17 protein-coding genes and 2 pseudogenes are annotated in these 16,902 nt (G+C 68.6%); 9 read left to right on the forward strand and 10 right to left on the reverse strand.

Features of this window, described 5'->3' with window-relative positions; translation table 11 throughout:
- Nucleotides 1-69 precede the first annotated feature (69 nt).
- Nucleotides 70-597 (forward strand): CGNR zinc finger domain-containing protein, encoded by a 528-nt coding sequence (locus HDA41_RS02880; protein ID WP_184980344.1) that lies wholly within the window; start codon nt 70-72, stop codon nt 595-597.
- Between the two features lie 111 nt (nt 598-708).
- Here the strand turns inward: HDA41_RS02880 and HDA41_RS40935 are convergent, their stop codons facing one another.
- Nucleotides 709-993, reverse strand: coding sequence for a hypothetical protein (locus HDA41_RS40935; protein WP_230299683.1), 285 nt, complete (start codon nt 991-993; stop codon nt 709-711).
- Nucleotides 918-1,406 (reverse strand): TetR/AcrR family transcriptional regulator, encoded by a 489-nt coding sequence (locus HDA41_RS02885; protein WP_230299682.1) that lies wholly within the window; start codon nt 1,404-1,406, stop codon nt 918-920. The genes HDA41_RS40935 and HDA41_RS02885 overlap by 76 nt, the downstream gene beginning before the upstream one ends.
- A 398-nt stretch (nt 1,407-1,804) precedes the next feature.
- On the opposite strand from HDA41_RS02885, the gene HDA41_RS02890 reads away from it, so the two are divergent.
- From HDA41_RS02890 to HDA41_RS02900, 3 genes are all read left to right on the forward strand, one after another.
- Nucleotides 1,805-2,569, forward strand: coding sequence for a B3/B4 domain-containing protein (locus HDA41_RS02890; protein WP_184980346.1), 765 nt, complete (start codon nt 1,805-1,807; stop codon nt 2,567-2,569).
- Between the two features lie 42 nt (nt 2,570-2,611).
- The gene (locus tag HDA41_RS02895) at nt 2,612-3,181 is read left to right on the forward strand and encodes a LysE/ArgO family amino acid transporter (RefSeq protein ID WP_221511399.1); all 570 of its coding nucleotides are present in this window, start codon (nt 2,612-2,614) and stop codon (nt 3,179-3,181) included.
- Between the two features lie 81 nt (nt 3,182-3,262).
- A complete protein-coding gene (locus HDA41_RS02900; protein ID WP_184980348.1) occupies nt 3,263-5,146 on the forward strand; it encodes a KedN5 family methylcobalamin-dependent radical SAM C-methyltransferase in 1,884 nt (627 codons plus the stop codon).
- 178 nt (nt 5,147-5,324) lie between these two features.
- Here the strand turns inward: HDA41_RS02900 and HDA41_RS02905 are convergent, their stop codons facing one another.
- Entirely contained in the window at nt 5,325-5,882 is a 558-nt protein-coding gene (locus HDA41_RS02905) for a hypothetical protein (RefSeq protein ID WP_184980350.1), read from the reverse strand.
- A gap of 475 nt (nt 5,883-6,357) precedes the next feature.
- On the opposite strand from HDA41_RS02905, the gene HDA41_RS02910 reads away from it, so the two are divergent.
- Nucleotides 6,358-6,846, forward strand: coding sequence for a winged helix-turn-helix transcriptional regulator (locus tag HDA41_RS02910; RefSeq protein WP_230299681.1), 489 nt, complete (start codon nt 6,358-6,360; stop codon nt 6,844-6,846).
- Here the strand turns inward: HDA41_RS02910 and HDA41_RS02915 are convergent.
- The 4 genes and pseudogenes from HDA41_RS02915 to HDA41_RS02930 all read right to left on the reverse strand — a co-directional run.
- Nucleotides 6,788-7,150: a GntT/GntP/DsdX family permease gene (locus HDA41_RS02915; protein ID WP_230299680.1), complete on the reverse strand. Its 363-nt coding sequence runs from the start codon at nt 7,148-7,150 to the stop codon at nt 6,788-6,790. The genes HDA41_RS02910 and HDA41_RS02915 overlap by 59 nt on opposite strands.
- Nucleotides 7,147-7,311, reverse strand: a complete 165-nt coding sequence (locus tag HDA41_RS02920; protein ID WP_230299679.1) for a hypothetical protein — start codon at nt 7,309-7,311, stop codon at nt 7,147-7,149. The genes HDA41_RS02915 and HDA41_RS02920 overlap by 4 nt, the downstream gene beginning before the upstream one ends.
- A gap of 50 nt (nt 7,312-7,361) precedes the next feature.
- Nucleotides 7,362-8,084 carry an alpha/beta fold hydrolase gene (locus tag HDA41_RS02925; RefSeq protein WP_184980352.1) on the reverse strand — a complete coding sequence of 241 codons (723 nt, stop codon included), beginning with the start codon at nt 8,082-8,084 and terminating at the stop codon, nt 7,362-7,364.
- Between the two features lie 20 nt (nt 8,085-8,104).
- Nucleotides 8,105-8,923: pseudogene (locus HDA41_RS02930) on the reverse strand (alpha/beta hydrolase); the annotation flags it as partial.
- A gap of 26 nt (nt 8,924-8,949) precedes the next feature.
- Here HDA41_RS02930 and HDA41_RS02935 point away from each other — a divergent pair.
- A complete protein-coding gene (locus tag HDA41_RS02935) occupies nt 8,950-9,930 on the forward strand; it encodes an acetamidase/formamidase family protein (RefSeq protein WP_221511400.1) in 981 nt (326 codons plus the stop codon).
- 97 nt (nt 9,931-10,027) lie between these two features.
- Here the strand turns inward: HDA41_RS02935 and HDA41_RS02940 are convergent, their stop codons facing one another.
- Nucleotides 10,028-12,610, reverse strand: coding sequence for an excinuclease ABC subunit UvrA (locus HDA41_RS02940; protein ID WP_184980358.1), 2,583 nt, complete (start codon nt 12,608-12,610; stop codon nt 10,028-10,030).
- Between the two features lie 238 nt (nt 12,611-12,848).
- Between HDA41_RS02940 and HDA41_RS02945 the strand changes: the two genes are divergently transcribed.
- From HDA41_RS02945 to HDA41_RS02955, 3 genes are all read left to right on the forward strand, one after another.
- On the forward strand, nt 12,849-13,229 hold the full coding sequence (locus HDA41_RS02945) for a VOC family protein (protein ID WP_184980360.1): 381 nt from the start codon (nt 12,849-12,851) through the stop codon (nt 13,227-13,229).
- 29 nt (nt 13,230-13,258) lie between these two features.
- Entirely contained in the window at nt 13,259-14,035 is a 777-nt protein-coding gene (locus HDA41_RS02950) for an MBL fold metallo-hydrolase (RefSeq protein WP_184980362.1), read from the forward strand.
- A gap of 109 nt (nt 14,036-14,144) precedes the next feature.
- Nucleotides 14,145-14,570, forward strand: coding sequence for a PPOX class F420-dependent oxidoreductase (locus HDA41_RS02955; protein WP_184980364.1), 426 nt, complete (start codon nt 14,145-14,147; stop codon nt 14,568-14,570).
- Between the two features lie 42 nt (nt 14,571-14,612).
- On the opposite strand, the pseudogene HDA41_RS43060 reads toward HDA41_RS02955, so the two are convergent.
- A pseudogene (locus HDA41_RS43060) lies at nt 14,613-14,845 on the reverse strand (hypothetical protein); the annotation flags it as partial.
- Between the two features lie 137 nt (nt 14,846-14,982).
- Nucleotides 14,983-16,863 carry an RICIN domain-containing protein gene (locus tag HDA41_RS02960; protein ID WP_184980366.1) on the reverse strand — a complete coding sequence of 627 codons (1,881 nt, stop codon included), beginning with the start codon at nt 16,861-16,863 and terminating at the stop codon, nt 14,983-14,985.
- Between the last annotated feature and the right edge of the window lie 39 nt (nt 16,864-16,902).

The raw sequence follows: 16,902 nt of genomic DNA on the forward strand, positions 1-16,902 counted from the left end.
CCAGTGGGTGGCTCATCACTCGGTCCGACTTTCAGTTGATCCAGGTTTCGTGACGCCTGAGAAGGTCGCATGAAGCAAAATCATTACGGCCGCCTTGGAGCGGTACTGTCCGCCGATTTGATCAATCTTCCCGACATGAGCGCCACCAGCATTCAACAGCTGCTTGAGACACACGAGATCCGGCGTGCAGAAATCACTGATGCCGATGTGGAGAGCTTTGGGCGCTGGCGGGACCGACTGGCACGGGCGTTCGGTTCCAGCGATGCGGTGGAGCAGTGCTCAGCTGTGAACGACCTGCTGGTGGAGGCGACCATCCGCCCCTGGGTGAGCACCCACGACGGCCTCCAGCCCCACCTTCACTTCGTGCCCGACTCAGCTGACGTGGTTTCCCGGGTCAAGGCAGTCACCGCTGGTGGCCTCGCCTTCGTCCTGTGCTGGGAAGGGGGAGCACGGCTGGGGCGATGCATGCGCTCGGAATGTGGCCGAGCGTATGTGGACACCTCCAGGAACGGGCAACGGCGTTATTGCACAGCACGCTGCGGAAACACCGAAGCAGTGATGCGACATCGTTCCCGGCGCTCACGCTTCAAGCCCTGACCGGACCGCCGACTGTTGACCGTGCCCGATTCCGCCCTTCCGGCTTCGGGTGCGGTCGACTGGCCCAGGTCCTCGGCATGGTGTGCCGCTCGGAGGGCGGCCGTCCTGAGGTCAGCCGCCCTTGCCCGGCGCCGGTGCGGTGGGGCCTGCGTGGCCGGCGCGGAGCATCGCCTTGTAGAGGGCTTCGTGCCCGGGCGAGTCGGGGAGGGAGCCGCGGACCGGGGCCTCCGGCGACTGGATCATCAGGGCGACGACGCGTCGCCAGGCGTCGGGGGCGGCGTCGCCGGTGGCGTTGACGACGCCGGCGTTGGCCATGTGGATCAGCACCAGGTCCGAGGGGTCGAAGTCCTCGCGCAGCCGGCCTGCGGCCTCGGCCCGGTCGATGAGCTGGACCATGGCCTCGTACGCCTCGTTGCGGCGCTGCTCCAGGGCCTGGCGGTCGGGAACGTCGTGGTCAGGACGTCGGCGAAGCCGTTGTCGGCGGCCTGCATCGCGCAGGCCGTCTCGATGTAGCCGACGAAACGGTGCCAGGGGTCGGGGTCCTCCAGGGCCGTGGTGACCGCGTCGGCATAGGCACCCATACGGCCGGAGAAGACGGCGTCGACCAGCTCCGCCTTCGTCGGGAAGCGGCGGAACATGGTGGCGATCCCCACGCCCGCCTCGCGGGCCACGGACGCCATGGAGGCGTTCAGACCGTCCTGGGCGAACACCGTCCGCGCGGCGGCGGTGATCCGCTCCCGGTTGCGCTCGGCATCACTGCGCAGCGGCTGAGCGGCGGGGCCGTCGGGGTTCTGGACGCCGGGGGTCATACAGCGAGTGCAGCAATTGGATTACCTTATCCAGTTTCGCTGCTCCGGCGGTAAGACGCGGTGCACCGCAAGTGACCGCTTGCGCATGAGTTCAGCCACACCCCACATGGAACACGCCATCCTTGAGGCCACCAATTGCACACAGGGCAAGCTCCGGGCTGCACTTGATGAACCAGACACGCCTCGCACACGGAGTGCCCCACAAGAGCGGCGGTAGTCCCTTGGTCATGTCCCACGAGGACGTGCACTGTGAGTCACGCCTGACGTGCAGCCGTTGACGTTACGACGGCTGCTTTCGTGCGTTGTCAGGGGTACGACGTCACCCGTGCCTGCCCTTCAACGGCGAAGGCCCACACCTATGCACTGGTACCTGCAGAAAGACTAGGGAAATCGCCCCCATGCCTGACGCTGTCACGAGTCAGCTCGCGAAAACCGAACGCCGTCTGCACCTCTCCATCGCACCGGAGGTCGCCACCCGCTATCCGGAGTGCCACACCGCCGTCATCGTGGCCCTCGGCCTGGACAACTCCGGATCGTGGCCGCAGACGGAAGCGGAACTGAGGGAACTGGAAGGCGAGGTGGGAGCCGGCCGACGGCAGATGCCCGGTGAGGACCATCCGGCCATCGCCGCCTGGCACAACCTGCTCCGCAGCTTCGGGACCAACCCGCGACGGATGCGGCCGAGCGTCGATGCACTGGGGCGGCGACTTGCCAAGTCGGGGAGGCTGCCGCGGATTTCGCCTCTTGTCGATACCTGCAACCTCGTCTCGCTGCGTTACACGCTGCCCACCGGCGGCTACGACCTGGATCACATCCGACACGGCTTCGCTCTGCGCCAAGCACGGCCGGGCGATGTGCACATTCCTCTCGGGCAGCCTGAGGAACGCGAGACACCCCTGCCTGGCGAGATCGTGTACGCCGATGGCCATCAGGTGCTGACGCGCCATTGGAACCACCGGGACGCCGACAACACCAAGGTCACGGAGAACACTGCCGATGCCGTGCTGTTTCTGGAAGGGATTTCGCCCGTGATCGCCCCGGAGGTACTGGAAGCGGCCCAGCGGGAGCTAGCGGACCGTGTGGCTCCACATGCCGCGTCCGTCACGCTCCACACCTTCGACCCAGCACAGGAAACGACTGTGACCTGGACGCCGACGCGTTGATCCGTGGATGCCTACTTCGCGGGGATGTTGCTCGGTCTCGCCATGATCACGCCTATCGGGCCGCAGAACATCTTCCTCATCAACCAGGGCTTCACCTTCGGCGTACCGCGGGTGTTCGTGGCGGTCGTGGCCGCCGGCATCTGCGACACCGTCCTCATATCGCTCGGCGGTGCCGGGACATCGGCGGTGCTCAACCGTATCCCCGGCATCAAGGCGTTCCTCCTGGCCGCCGGCGTGGTGTTCCTGACGTACCTGGCGGTCAAGTCCTTCCGGTCGCGTCCGGAGGACTTCGACCAGTCCACACCGCCCGAGATGCGCTGGCGCCGCGTGGTTGCGCAATGCGCCTCGGTCACCGTCTTCAACCCGCACGCCGTCCTGGACGTCGTCGGCATCCTCGGTGTGGCCATCGCGGCCCAGGCTCCGGATCACCGTCCGGTCTTCGCGGCGGGGACGGTCAGTGCCTCCTGGCTCTGGTTCACCCTCCTCGCTCTCGGCGCTTCGACGCTTCGACGCTGGCTGACACCTCAGCGCCGCGTGTGGATCGACCGGGGATCCGGCACCCTCATGCTCGTTTTCGCCGCCCTCTTCATGGGTGAACTCCTCCGCTCATGATTCGTCCCCCTACGCGTCCGCGCTCGCCCTGGTACGCGACGCGGCCGGCTCCCCTGCCCCGCACTGGAAGGGAATCGCGTCATGCTCAAGATCGGCTTAGTCCAGCAGAGCGCCTGGGATCTGCCCATCGACTCCATGCCACTGGCCGCCGGCTACATGAAGGCGGTACTGGACGCGGACCCGGACCTCGGGCCCGAGACCGACGTACGGATCCACAACCTGCGCGGCGGCTGGTCCATCATGCAGATGGCTCGCATGATCTTCGGCGACGGCGAGATACCCGATGTGCTCGCCTTCTCCGTGCTCGGCTGGAACTACCGCAACTTCGCCTGCCTCGCCGAACTCTACAAACAGCTCAAACCGGACGGCGTCACCGTCTTCGGCGGCAACCATGTCAGCAACCAGGGCCGGAAGGTGTTCCGCGAGTGCCCGTCCGTGGACATCGTCGTCAACGGCGAAGGGGAGCTGACCTTCCGGGACCTGACCGCCGCCCTCCTCACCGACCGTCGCGAACCGCGCCTCCCCGCCATCCCCGGCCTGTCCTTCCGCTCTCCGGAGGACGGCAGCTGTGTCACCACCAGCGAGCGCGAACGGATCGACAACCTGGACGTCATTCCGTCACCGTTCCTCACCGGGGCCATACCGCTCCTCGACCACGACGGTCATTTCCCCTACGAGTTCGCGCTCCTGGAGACGAACCGCGGTTGCCCCTACAAGTGCTCCTTCTGCTACTGGGGTGGCGCCACCGGTCAACGCGTGCGCTCCTTCTCACGTGAGCGGCTCGCCGCCGAGCTGGATCTGTTCGGCTGTCACGAGGTGCCCACCGTCTTCCTGTGCGACGCCAACTTCGGCATGCTGCAAGCCGACGAGGAGTTCACCGAGGACCTCCTCCGCATGAACGGGAAGTACGGCTTCCCCATCGCTCTGGAAGCCAACTGGGCCAAGAACAAGTCGGAGCGTTTCCACCGCATCGTTCGTACGCTCAAGGAGCGGGGATTCAAGAGCTCGTTCACCCTGGCCCTGCAGACGCTCTCCGATCAGGCGCTGACCGACATGCGGCGGCGCAACATGAAGCTCAACCAGTGGGAGGTACTCACCGACTGGCTGGCCGAGGAGGAAATGGAGGCGTTCGTCGAGCTCATCTGGGGCGCCCCCGGCGAGACGACCGAATCCTTCTTCGAGGGCTACGACAAGCTGGCGGAGAAGGTACCGAGGATCGCCGTCTACCCGCTGCTGCTCCTGCCGAACACCGACTACAGCGAGCAGCGTGACATCCACGGCTTCGTCACCGTCCGCGGGCAGTCCGACGACTTCGAGTACGTCCTCGCGAACCGTACCTCCACCCTCGAAGAGAACCTCCGCATGCAGCGCTTCATGTACCTGGCGCGGATCCTCGGGGAGAACCAGTACTTCAAGCGGCTGTGGCACCCGGCACGGCGGCTCGCCGGAATGACCCAGTCGCAGGTCATCCACAGTCTGCTGGACTGGATCGACGCGTCGGACCATCCGTCGGTCGTCGCCTTCCGCGACGGCTTCCCGGTCATCGCCGAATCACCGGCCGTCGCCTCCGGCCATCGCATGCTGTACAGCGACTCCCTGCTGGACCGGGAGATCGAGCGGTGGTGGGCGCAGTCGATCGTGCCGAGGTTCCCGGAGGACTGGAGGAACGCGGGAGCGCACATGTACGCCTTCGAACGCTGGAGCCGTCCCGTCTACCAGCCCCCGGGCACCGAGCGGCCCGACGGGTGGACCGAGGCCGATGGCGAGTACACCAGTGAGGAGGTCTCCTTCCCCTATCCGATGGCAGACCTGCTCGACCGGCTCGCGACCGGGGACCTCACCTCCCCGGAGGCCGAGAAGGCGGTCTACGTGTTCCGCGGCTTGAGCGGCTTCTACCAGCACCTGGACAACCACGAGACCGGCGCGCACTACTTCACCCGTGCCGAGCGCCTCGTGCACGCCTGACCAGGGCACACCGCAACCCAGGGCCCTGCGGGCCAACGGCGGCTGCGTGAGGGCGGTCTTCCCCGGTCCGCAGGGTCCTGGCAACGGGGTCGCAGGCCACGAAGCACAGGAGTAGGACGCGATCAGAAGCCGCCGCACCGCGAGCCGCCGCAGATCAGCACATGGCTGCACGCCCCGTTCACGAACCACCCGGCGCCGGCCAGGCTTCGTCCGCCCTGGTCAGCGCTTCGGTGATCATGCGGGTGGCGAACTCGCGGTCGTCGGTGAGCCGGTTGATGTGCTCCGCGAGCAGGAAGGCGGTGGCTTCCAGGGGGTTCATCTCGTCCATGGTCCAGTCTCCGTACTGCTTGCGCCACAGGCTGGGGCTCAGACCGGTGCCGGCAGCGACGAGCAGTCCAGCCATGGTGGGGATGGCTTCGGGACGGACACTCTTGGGCATCATGCGCATCGTGGCCACGAGGTTGGGGACCACGTACTCGATGACGTCCTTGCCGTGGTCCTCGTAGGCCATCCGCAGCCACTGCATGAACATGTAGATGAGCGTGCACGCGCCGTCCAGCAGGTCGTCGACCCCGTGAGGGCCCAAGGACACGGCGAACTGGTCGGTCAGCGCCTGTTGTTCGGCGTCGGTCTGGGACCTGCCGTCGTAGATGGCCTTGAGCCGGGAGTCGGTCATCATGAGCGCCGCGCCCACATCACCGGCGGGAGCGTGCTCAGGGCCGCAGGGCGATGACACAGGGTTCCTCCTCAGCCGACCGAGGGCAGCGTGGCGTGTCCGTACAGTAACCCGCCTCTGACGGGAGGGTGTGCCGAACCCCACTACGAAGAGGCGTCCATGCGCGCTCGTCGAAGCCGAAAGGCGAAGAGATGAACGCGGCGACGAGAAATCAACAACGTATTCATGCCATCCCGGATTTGACAATCCAGTTGAATTGCGTACGCGGTCACTGATTTCCCGTCAGCGCTTTGCTCACGGGCCGCCCGGCTCCGTCAAGCGCGACATCATCACATCGAAAAAGGCCTGGGAGCACCCGTATTCAATGCGGCGGGGTGTTAGGGTCCAGTTCATTCCGAGCAGGTACCGCCATTCGTCTGCCGAGCCCTGTCCCGGGAAGATCCGGGAATTCGGTTTGACATTCCGAGTTTCTTCGGCCCCCCCGAGTGAAGTCGCTTTCCTCGACGAGCCCCTTCGCCCCCCTTGGAGTTCCCCCTTGCCTTCCGACAGCACGACCACCGTCGCCCCGGCGCAGCCGGGCACCAAGGCGGCCACGACGACGTACGGCGCGAGGCGTGGCACCGCGATGCCTCGCGCCGTACTGGAGCGGACACACACCATGACCACCCCACGGCGCTCTCAGCCGGTGCCCCCGTCCGGCCCCCAACGGCCGGCCCCGCCCGTCCCGGCCCTCACCCGGGCCTTCGCCCTGCTGGGCGAAGACTGGAACGGCCTGATCATCGCGGCCCTTGCCAAGGGCGCGGCCGACTTCGCCCAGGTGCGCGAGCGAGTCCCCGGCATCAGCGACCGCGTGCTCGCCGATCGGCTCCAGGGGCTGACCACGGTCGGCCTGGTCACCCGCACTGTCGATCCCGGTCAGCCACCTCGCACCCACCACGCCCTCACCTCCCACGGCAACGCCTTCCTCATCCCCCTGGCCTCTCTGGCCGTGTGGGCGCAGGACCACCTCCCTGACCCGCGGTGATTACGGCAGCCCCCGTCAACCAGCCGATCACCGGCTGTGAGAAAGGCCGGCAGCAGCACGGGCAGGCCGGTGCGTTCCAGGACGTCGGCGATCGCGTCGCCGAACTGGCGACCAGGACCTTGCCGAAGACCCCGCCCGCGCCCAGGATCACCATCGCGACGGGCGGCAGCGCGGAGCCCATGACCTCGGCGATGCGGGCGCGGTCCCAGCCGCGGGCGCCCAGGAAGTAGCCGCACAGGGCGACGTCGATGAGCAGGGCCGCGACACCGGCGACCGCGATGACGAGCAGGGCGGTGTGGCTCATCGTCCCTCTCCTTCCCGGGCCTGCGGGGAAGAGACGGTGACGACGGAGGAGTCTTCGCGGGCGCCGAGTCCGGCGCGCTCGCCGAGCAGGTGGAGTTGTTCGGCCGCGGCCGGGGGCACCGGGACGTGGGCGTCCTCGGTGCGCTTCGCCCCGAGCGGCACACCGACCGCGCCGATGAGTCGCCTCGTCGGCGCGGTCGGTGTGCCCCGGGTCAGCCGGTCGCCCGTACCGCGTCGCGGATCAGGTCGGCGACGTCCTTCGGCCTGGAGACGGCGACCGCGTGCGACGCTCCCTCGATCTCCACGACCGTAGCCCCGGCGCGCTCGGCGCCGAACCGCTCGACGTCGGGGTTGATCGCCTGGTCCGCTCCGGCCACCAGAGCCCAGGACGGCTTGGTCTTCCACGCGGCCGCCGTCGCCTTCTCCTCGAACGCCGCGGCGGCCAGCGGCCGCTGGGAGACGGCCAGCACCTGGGTGACGTCGGGAGCCACGTCGGCGGCGAAGACCGACGGGAAGGCGTCGGCGGCGATGGTGACCTCGATCGCGGGGTCGCCGCCCTCGACGGGGTACGTCCACTGCTTCAGGTTGCTCACCAGCAAAGAGGTGGGGAAGCGGCCCTGCAACTCGCCGAGGCTTTCGCCCTCTTCGAGGACGTAGGCGGCGACGTAGACGAGTCCGACGACGTTCTCGGTGGTGCCGGCCACGGTGATGAGGGCACCGCCGTAGGAGTGTCCGACCAGAACGACGGGACCGTCGACCTGGGCGGTCACGGAGGCGACGTACGCGGCGTCGGCGGCGAGCCCGCGCAGCGGGTTGGGCGGCGCGATCACCGGGATGCCGTGGCGCTGCAGTTCGGCGATGACCCCGGTCCAGCCGGCCGCGTCGGCGAACGCGCCGTGGACCAGGACGACGGTGGGGGTGGTGGGGGCGGTCATGGTGGCGTCTCTTCTCGTTGTCAGACGGTGTGCAGGGCGGCGCGCAGGGTGCTGGCGGCCAGCGTGATGGCGGCCTCGGCGGCGTGGGTGCCGCGCAGGGCGTTGAGCATCACGAAGTCGTGGATGATGCCCTGGAAGCGCACGGCGGTGACCGGGACGCCGGCCTGACGGAGCTTGCCCGCGTACGCCTCGCCCTCGTCGCGCAGTACGTCGGCCTCGGCGGTGATGACCAGGGCCGGGGGCAGATCCGCGAGTTGCTCGGTGGTGGCGCGCAGCGGGGAGGCGGTGATCTCGGCCCGCTCGGCCTCGTCGGTCGTGTACTGGTCCCAGAACCACCGCATGCCGTCGCGGCGCAGGAAGTAGCCGGTGGCGAACTGGTGGTAGGAGCCGGTCTCGAAGCTCGCGTCGGTGACCGGGTAGAACAGCACCTGCTGCACCAGGGGTACGTCGCCGCGCTCCTTGGCCATCAGCGTCAGCGCGGCGGACATGTTGCCGCCGACCGAGTCACCGGCGACCGCGACGCGGGTGGGGTCCAGTCCCTTCGTCGCGCCCTGCTCCACGATCCACTGCGCCACGGCGTAGTTCTGCTCGATGGCGACCGGATAGCGGGCCTCGGGCGACAGGTCGTACTCGGGGAACACCACGGCGGCGCCTGCGCCGTCGGCCAGTTCGCGGACCAGGCGGTCATGGGTGTGGGCGTTGCCGAACACCCAGCCCGCGCCGTGGAGGTAGAGGATCACCGGGAGGGTGCCGTCGGCACCGGCGGGCTTGACGATCCGCACGCGGACGCCGCCCGTCGGCCCGCCGGACACAGTGATCCACTCCTCGTCGACAGCGGGTGGAGGCGGACTCACCGTGCGCGGCCGTGCAGCCGGGCTCCGTCATCACGGTCGACACGCTCAGCCACGAGGGAGTTCTCGAGGACCAGGGCCGCAACCCACGTGAATTCTTCGGCCGTTACGGCGTCAGCGGGGCCCATGTGCTCGACGACGCCCAGCAGGTGGCGGACTCCAGCATGCCGCACGACTTCGACGACGACGGGCCGCACCTCGTCACCGGGCCGATCGCCGTGACCGGCGCCCGGCCCGGCGATCTGCTCGCCGTGACCGTCCTCGGCCTCACTCCGCGAGTTCCATACGGCATGATCTCCGCACGCCACGGCTTCGGCGCACTCCCCGGCGAGATGCCGTCGCTGCCCGGTCCCGCGTTCACCTTCGCCACGGCACACGCGGACCGCCACGGCGCGTGGGGTCGGGTGGCGGTGGATGCGGCGGACCCTTCCCTCGGCTCACTGCGCTTCCCGCTGCGGCCGTTTCTCGGCGTCATGGGCGTGGCGGTGTCCGGGGACGAGCGGCCTCACTCGGTGCCACCGGGGCGCCACGGGGGCAACATCGACGTCTCCCTGCTCGGCGAGGGCTCCACGCTGTTCCTGCCGGTGCAGGTCGACGACGCACTGGTCTACTTCGGGGACCCCCACTTCGCGCAGGGCGACGGCGAGGTCGCCCTCACCGCATTCGAAGCGTCGTTGCGGGCCACCGTGAAGCTCGATGTGGTGCCAGGTGGTGCGGCTCAGCGGCCCGGCCACGGCCGCGTCGCCCCGTTCGCCGAGACGGACGACTACCTCGTGCCGATCGGCCTGGACGAGGACCTTGACGAGGCGATGCGCGACTGTGTGCGCTGCGCGCTGGACCTGCTCGTGACCGACTACCGCATCGACCGCCATCTGGCGCTGGCATACCTCAGCGCGGCAGGTGACTTCGCGATCTCCCAGGTGGTGGATGGCGTAAAGGGCATCCACGGCAAGATCCGCAAGTCCGACTTCATCGAGGTCGGCCGACCACGTTGACCGGCGGTTGCGCCGTTTACTGCATACGAACGGCGGAGCCGCGGTCGTGCGTCACCAAGAGGCCGAGTCCGGCAGCCATGGCTCGACTCTGCTCGGTTTACCTCTTCGTCGGGTGCAGATGGTGGCTGAGATAGCGGGCGGTGACGCTGTGCGGATCATGTGAGAGGTCCTCGGGGGTGCCGGTGGCGACGATGGTGCCGCCGGCGGTGCCGCCTCCGGGGCCCATGTCGATGACGTAGTCGGCGTTGGCGATCATGTCCAGGTCGTGTTCGATGACGATGACGGTGGCGCCGTTGTCGCCCAGCCGCTGGAGGACGTCCAGGAGCGTGCGGATGTCGAGGGGGTGGAGCCCGACGCTGGGTTCGTCCAGGACGAAGAGGGTGTCGGACTGGTTCCGGGTCAGCTCGGTGGCGAGCTTCAGCCGCTGCGCTTCGCCGCCGGAGAGGGCCGGGGTGTCTTCGCCGAGGGTGAGGTATCCGAGTCCGAGGTCGATGAGGGCTTGGAGCCGGGTTCTCACGCGGCGGATGTCTGCGACCTGCTCGATCGCCTGCCTGACGGTGAGGGCAAGCAGATCGGGCAAGGACATCCCCTCGTCCGGGTTTCCGGGAGCCTGGCGGAGGATGTCGGCGGCTGCGGGCGCGTACCGGGTGCCGTCACATGCGGGGCAGGGGATGTCGACATCGGGCAGGAACTGAACGTCGAGGGAGACCTGGCCGGTACCTTCGCAACGGGGGCAGCGCAGGGAGCCGGTGTTGTAGGAGAAGTCCGCGGCGGTGAGCCCCCGTTGCTTGGCCGCATCGGTGGCGGCGTAGGCGCGGCGCAGGTCGTCGAGGATGCCACTGTAGGTGGCGACGGTGGAGCGGACGTTGACGCCGATGGGGGTGGCGTCGACCGTGTTCACCCGGGTGATCGCCTGCGCGTCCACCGCGGCCACATGGCCAGGCAGCGCTCTGCCCGCGGCTTTCGCCTGGAGCGCGGGGATCAGGCTTTCGAGGACCAGCGTGGTCTTGCCCGATCCGGACACGCCGGTCACGGCGGTCAGGCGGCCCCGGGGGATGTCGACGTCCAGGGCGTGCACGGTGTGCAGGGGCCGGGTGGAGAGGTGGATGCGGCCTTGGTCGAACATCGTGTCGCGGTCGGCCCGTTGGCGGACGAGGACGGATTCGCGGCCGGCGAGGAATCCACCGATCAGGGAGTCGGGGTCCTTGCCGAGAGTGGTGACGTCGCCGGTGGCCAGGACCGTGCCGCCTTCGGTGCCGGAGCCGGGGCCGATCTCGATGAGCCAGTCGGCTTCGCGCAGGACCTGGACATCGTGGTCGACGAGGACCACGGAGTTGCCGTCGCGGAGCAGGTCGCGCATGACGCCGAGCAGGCCGTCCACGTTCGAGGGGTGCAGGCCGATGGAGGGTTCGTCGAGGACGTAGAGCACGCCGGTGGTCTGGTTGCGTACGGCCCGGGCCAGTTGGACGCGTTGCCGTTCGCCGGTTGACAGGGTGGAGCTCGCCCGGTCCAGGGCGAGGTAGCCGAGGCCGAGTTCGACCAGGCGGCGGGCGGTCTCCAGCAGGGTGGCGACGATGTTCCGTGCCATCGGGCGCATCTCGGGCGGCAGGGCGTCCGCGAGGGTGGGGGCCCAGGCGATGAGTTCGTCGAGCGTCTTCGCGGTGGCTTCGGCAAGGTTGATGCCGTCGACGAGGGTGGCGCGGGCCTGCTCGCTGAGCCGGGTGCCGTGGCAGGCCGGACACACCTGGGCGCTGATGAACCTGTTCACACGGTTCAGCCCGCGTTCGGTGGTGGCGTTGTTCAGAGCCTCCTCGACGGCCCGGCGGGCGTTGCGGTAAGTGAAGTCCAGCTCGAAGAACTTGCCGTTCTTGGACCGGACACTGATGTGCCGCTGCTCCGCGGGGCCGTGCATGACGATGTCTCGCTCGCGTGCGGTCAGTTCCGCGTACGGCACGTCGGTGCGCACCCCGAACTCGGCGACGACCTGCGGCATCACCGTCAACCCGAACATCGACCACGGGGCCACCGCCCCCTCGGCGATGGTGCGTCGCGGATCGGGGACGAGAGCCGCTTCGTCCACTTCCCGGACCATGCCGGTACCGGTGCACCGCGGGCATGCGCCGTCCGAGTTGAAGGCCAGCGACTCCGCGCCCGGAGGGTAGAACGTCACCTCACACACAGGGCAGGTCAGGTCCAGTCCCGCGGCCACGTCGATCGTCGGGTCCTGCCGGTGGCCGTTGGGGCACAGGTGTGATCCCAGCCGGGAGAACAGCAGTCGCAGGACGTTGAGCAGCTCGGTCGACGTGCCGAAAGTGCTGCGCACCCCGGGCACCCCGGGCCGCTGCCGCAAGGCGAGGGCCGCGGGTACGTGCTCGACGCTGTCCACCGACGCACGCGGTGCCTGCGCCATACGTCGGCGGGTGTACGTGGACAGTGCCTCGATGTAGCGCCGTGAGCCCTCGGCGTACAGCACCCCCATCGCCAGCGACGACTTCCCGGAGCCGGACACCCCTGCCACCGCGACGAGTCGGCGCAGCGGCACCGTCACGTCGACGTTCTTCAGGTTGTGGACCTTCGCCCCGTGCACCTGGATGGACAGCGGCGGGTCGGCCGCGTCCGCACCTCGTGCGCCCGGGACCCCGGCCCATGGGGCCCCGCCCGTCACCTCGTCGTGCGCCATCGCTTCTCCCTCCTCAGCGTGTCATCCGAGGGGCTTCGGCGCCTCCGGAACAGACGAGTGCTCGCAGCGTCCGCCCAATCAGCATACCCGGAACATGAATCTCAGGAAGTTGCTTCCATGGAATGGATATGCCTAGTCTGAGCTCGGCAACTCCACGACGCACGAGCGCTACACACTCGGTGCGTGGCCCTTCACATCAAGCGAAACGCCCTGGTCTGGGGCGCAAGGAGAGAGTGCGATGCCCGGCCCTTCCTTCAACTCCGTCGCCTGGTTCGAGATCGGCACCGGCCAGCCGCAAGAGGTCAAACAGTTCTACGGCCAGCTGTTCGACTGGGACTTCCGGCTCAACACCAACACGCCCGGCGTCAACTATCACGCCGTGGTCACGCCGGGTGCCCAGCAGCCCACCGGTGGTGTGTGGGAGTCGGAGGGGAAGTTCCCCGACTACGCGGTCTTCTACGTCCTCGTCCAGGACGTCGCCGCGACCGTCCAGCGCGCCGAGGAACTGGGCGGCAAGGTGCTCATGGCGCCGATCACCGACGCCGCGGGCCTCACCTTCGCCCGCCTGGAGGACAGCGCGGGCCACCACTTCGGCGTGTTCTCCGCACCCGCCCCGTGATGACGCGTCAGCAACCGGAAGGTTCCCGAATGCCCAGCGCCACCAGTGAGAAGACCCCCGTCCACGTCTACGGCGGCCCCACCACCCTCATCGAGTACGGCGGGCTCAGGTTCATCACCGACCCGACCTTCGACCCGCCCGGCGAGTACCCCATGCCTCTCCCCGGCGACCACAAGCTCGTCAAGACCGACCCCTCTCCCGTCACCGCCGCCGACCTCGGCACCGTCGACGCCGTCCTGCTGTCCCACGACACGCATGACGACAACCTCGACGACGCCGGCCGCGCCTTCCTGTCCGAGGTCCCCGTCGTCTTCACGACCGAAAGCGGTGCCGGCCGCCTCGGAGGCAACGCTCACGGCCTCGCCTTCTGGGAGACCGCCGAGCTCCGGCGGCCCGACGGCGGCACCGTCACCGTCACCGGCCTGCCCGCCCGGCACGGCCCTCAGGGATGCGAGCCGATCACTGGCGACGTCGTCGGCTTCATGCTCACCTCCGAGGACTTGCCCTCGGTCTACGTCAGCGGCGACAACGCCAACCTGGAGCACGTCAAGGAGATCGCCGAGAAGTTCGCTCCCGTCGACACCGCGGTCCTCTTCCTCGGCGGCGCCCGCATGCCCTTCGCCTTCGACGGCGCCCTTCTCACCCTCGACAGTGCCCTGGGCGCCGAGGCCTCCGGGATCCTCGGCGCACGCCGGGTCGTCCCCGCGCACTACGACAGCTGGGCCCACTTCCAGGAGGGCCGCGAGGAGATCGAGGCCGCGTTCTCCGAGGCCGGCCTGGCCGACCGTCTCGACTTCGCCCGATAGCCACTGGGCACCGGCGGCACAGCGCCCGCAGTGGACTGCGCTCCACCGTGGGGAAGCCCGAGCGTCCGGCTTCCCCACGGCCCGGCACCCGATCAGAAGAGGCGGACTCATGCACAGGATGACCGACCAGCAGTGGCGGGCCTTCGTCTGTGAGGGCACCCGCACCGGCAAGCTGTCGACCGTCCGGGCCGACGGCAGCCCGCACGTCACGCCGGTGTGGTTCCTGCTCGACGGAGACGACGTGGTGTTCAACACCGAGCAGGACGGGGTCAAGGGCCGCAACCTGGCCCGGGACGGCCGGTTCGCGTTCTGCGTGGACCAGGACCAGCCCCCCTACGCCTTCGTCCTGCTCCAGGGCCGCACCGAGATCTCCGGGGACCCCGACGAGACACTGCGGTGGGCGGGGCGCCTCGGCGCCCGTTACATGGGCGAGGACCGCGCCGAGGAATACGCCGCCCGCAACGGCGGCCCTGGAAACCTCCTCGTCCGGGCCCGCATCGAGAAGGTCATCGCTTTCGCCGGCATCGCCGACTGAACCCTGTCAGTCCTGGTCGTTGGCGAGCGGGTCGTCCGTGTGCCCGTTGACCACGAGCCAGTCGGAGCCGGTCGAGCGGAAGGTGAGCCGGGCGGAGCCGAGACGAACGTGGCCTTGCCGGTGGGGACGGTGGCTCCCTTCCGGTACTGGAAGCCCAGGGTGAACGCCGCCTTGCCGGTCAGCCCGGGCTTGGCGGGGTAGGCACCGGCCGACGAGGTGATGGTGCCGGGGCCGGCGGCACGGTCGTAGACGATCGGTTCCGCGAGCGTGGTGCTCGGACCGGGAGTTCACCGACGACGAGCGCACAGCGTTCCCCGGACGCAGCAAACACGTGGACAGGGCCCGCTTGCCGCGCCAGGCCCCGAGCCAGCCGGGTCGTCACCCGGCTGGCTCGGGGCCTGGTTCCCTCCGGTCAGCCCATGCCCTGCAGGCGCCAGATCTGGTTCTTCTTCGTGGTCAGGGCACTCGCGGTGTCGCAGGTCCACTGGTGGATCTTCGCGCCGGCCGCGGTGGAGATCTGGCTCACGTCGACGCACTTGCCGCTGTGCACGGCGACCAGCTGGTAGTCCTGGGCGTTGCCCAGAGCGGTCACGGGGCGCAGGGTGAACTGCTGGTTGGTGCCGCTGCCGCAGGTGAACTGGATGACAGCCGCCCCGTCGGCGGTGGAGGCGTTCGCCACGTCCAGGCACTTGCCGCTGTGTTCGTTGACGATCGTGAAGGTGTCGGCCTTGCCCGCGACCGGCTTCAGGTCGAGCATCTGCTGGTAGCCGCCCTCGCAGTGGTACTGCTGGTACTGGGTGCCGTTGGCGGTGGACAGGTTGGTGTCGTCCAGACACTGTCCACTGTGCTGTGCGACGGCGACCGTGGAGATCGTCGTGTTGGACGGCGGCAGCAACGTGACCGTGTAGGCATCGGAGGCGCTGGACCAGGGCACTGTGAGCGAGGCCGCGTTGTTGCTGACGTTCAGCGTCTGGTCCGAGACGGTGACCGGCCCGGTCACAGCGCCGCCGTTGTTGTTCGGGATGCGCTGCAGGACCACACGCACACGATTGTTCTCGACGACGTTGGTGGTGTCCAGACGGTCGAGGTTGACGGTGACGTTACCGGTGTTGCCGTTGCTGCCCAGCAGGATCTTGGCGTTCCTGGCCGTGTTGTCCTTGGTCGCCAGACCGTCGGTGTTGGTTCCGGCCGTGAACTTGACGATGTTGCCGGTCTGCGATCCGTAGTAGCGGTACAGGAACCACTCCCCCAACGGCAGGTACTGGCCGGCGCTGTTCTTCGTCAGCAGGTTGGCCTGGAAATCGTGCAGGCTCGCCCCCGACGCCCAGTTGGCGCGCAGCCCGTCGGCTCCGGCACGCTCCAGACGGGAGATGTACCAGGCCCCACGCCCGGGGGTCTGCTCGTTCGTGTTGGCGTACTCGTTGACCTGGAAGGGCCGGCTTGTGGTCATCGAGCGTGCCGACAGCTTGGACCGGACCGCGTTTCCGTCGGCGACCGGGTCGCCGGGCAGGTCGTGCCAGCTGTAGATGTTCGGCTCGACGTTGTTCGCCTTGACGTAGTCCAGGTAGGTGTTCCACCACCCGGAACCACCTCCGGAGGGCTTGCCGGCGGTGCTGGGGCCGACGATCACCGCGTTCGGGAAGGCGGCGCGGATCCTCTGGTAGGCCCGCTTCCACATCTCCAGATACTGGGCCTGCGTCCGCCCCCAGAAGGGGGTCCAGTCGGGTTCGTTCCAGATGTCCCACTGGATGTCGGTCATGCCCGCCGCCTGCGCGTCGGCGATGAGGCGGTCGTAGAAGGAGTCGAACAGGGTCCAGTCTCCGTTGTCGCCGGGGAACGTGGGACTGGTCGTGCCGTCGGCGCCCCACAGGTCGTGCGGCAGGATGACGAAGGTGCCGCCCAGCGTCTTGGTGCGCTGGTACTGGGCCCGGGTGGAGTTCCAGCGACGGTCGTACTTACCGGCGACCCAGCCGCCGGGATTGTCGAGCTGGGCGCCGCCGGCCCGCATGAACTTCCACTTGATGTCCTTGTAGAAGTGGTCCTGGGGCAGCGAGCCGTTCTCGGTCATGCCGTAGATCGTGCCCGAGGCGCGGTAGGTGGGAGCGCCTCCCGCGGTGGCGAAGTCGACGGTGACGGTGGTGTCGACGGCCTGCGCCGTGCCCGTGGGCAGGGCGACGGCCGCCAGCGAGGCGAGCAGTGCGGTGAGCGCGGTGCCCGTGCGCAGACGGCGAGTGCGCGCACGGACGGCTCTGTCGGAGTTCTCTGGTGAGGGAAGGACGCGGGACGTTGTCATGGATAGGTCTCCCGGAGTGGGTGTTGCCTGGGCGGGGAC

The organism is Streptomyces caelestis (genome assembly GCF_014205255.1).
GTDB lineage: Bacteria > Actinomycetota > Actinomycetes > Streptomycetales > Streptomycetaceae > Streptomyces > Streptomyces caelestis.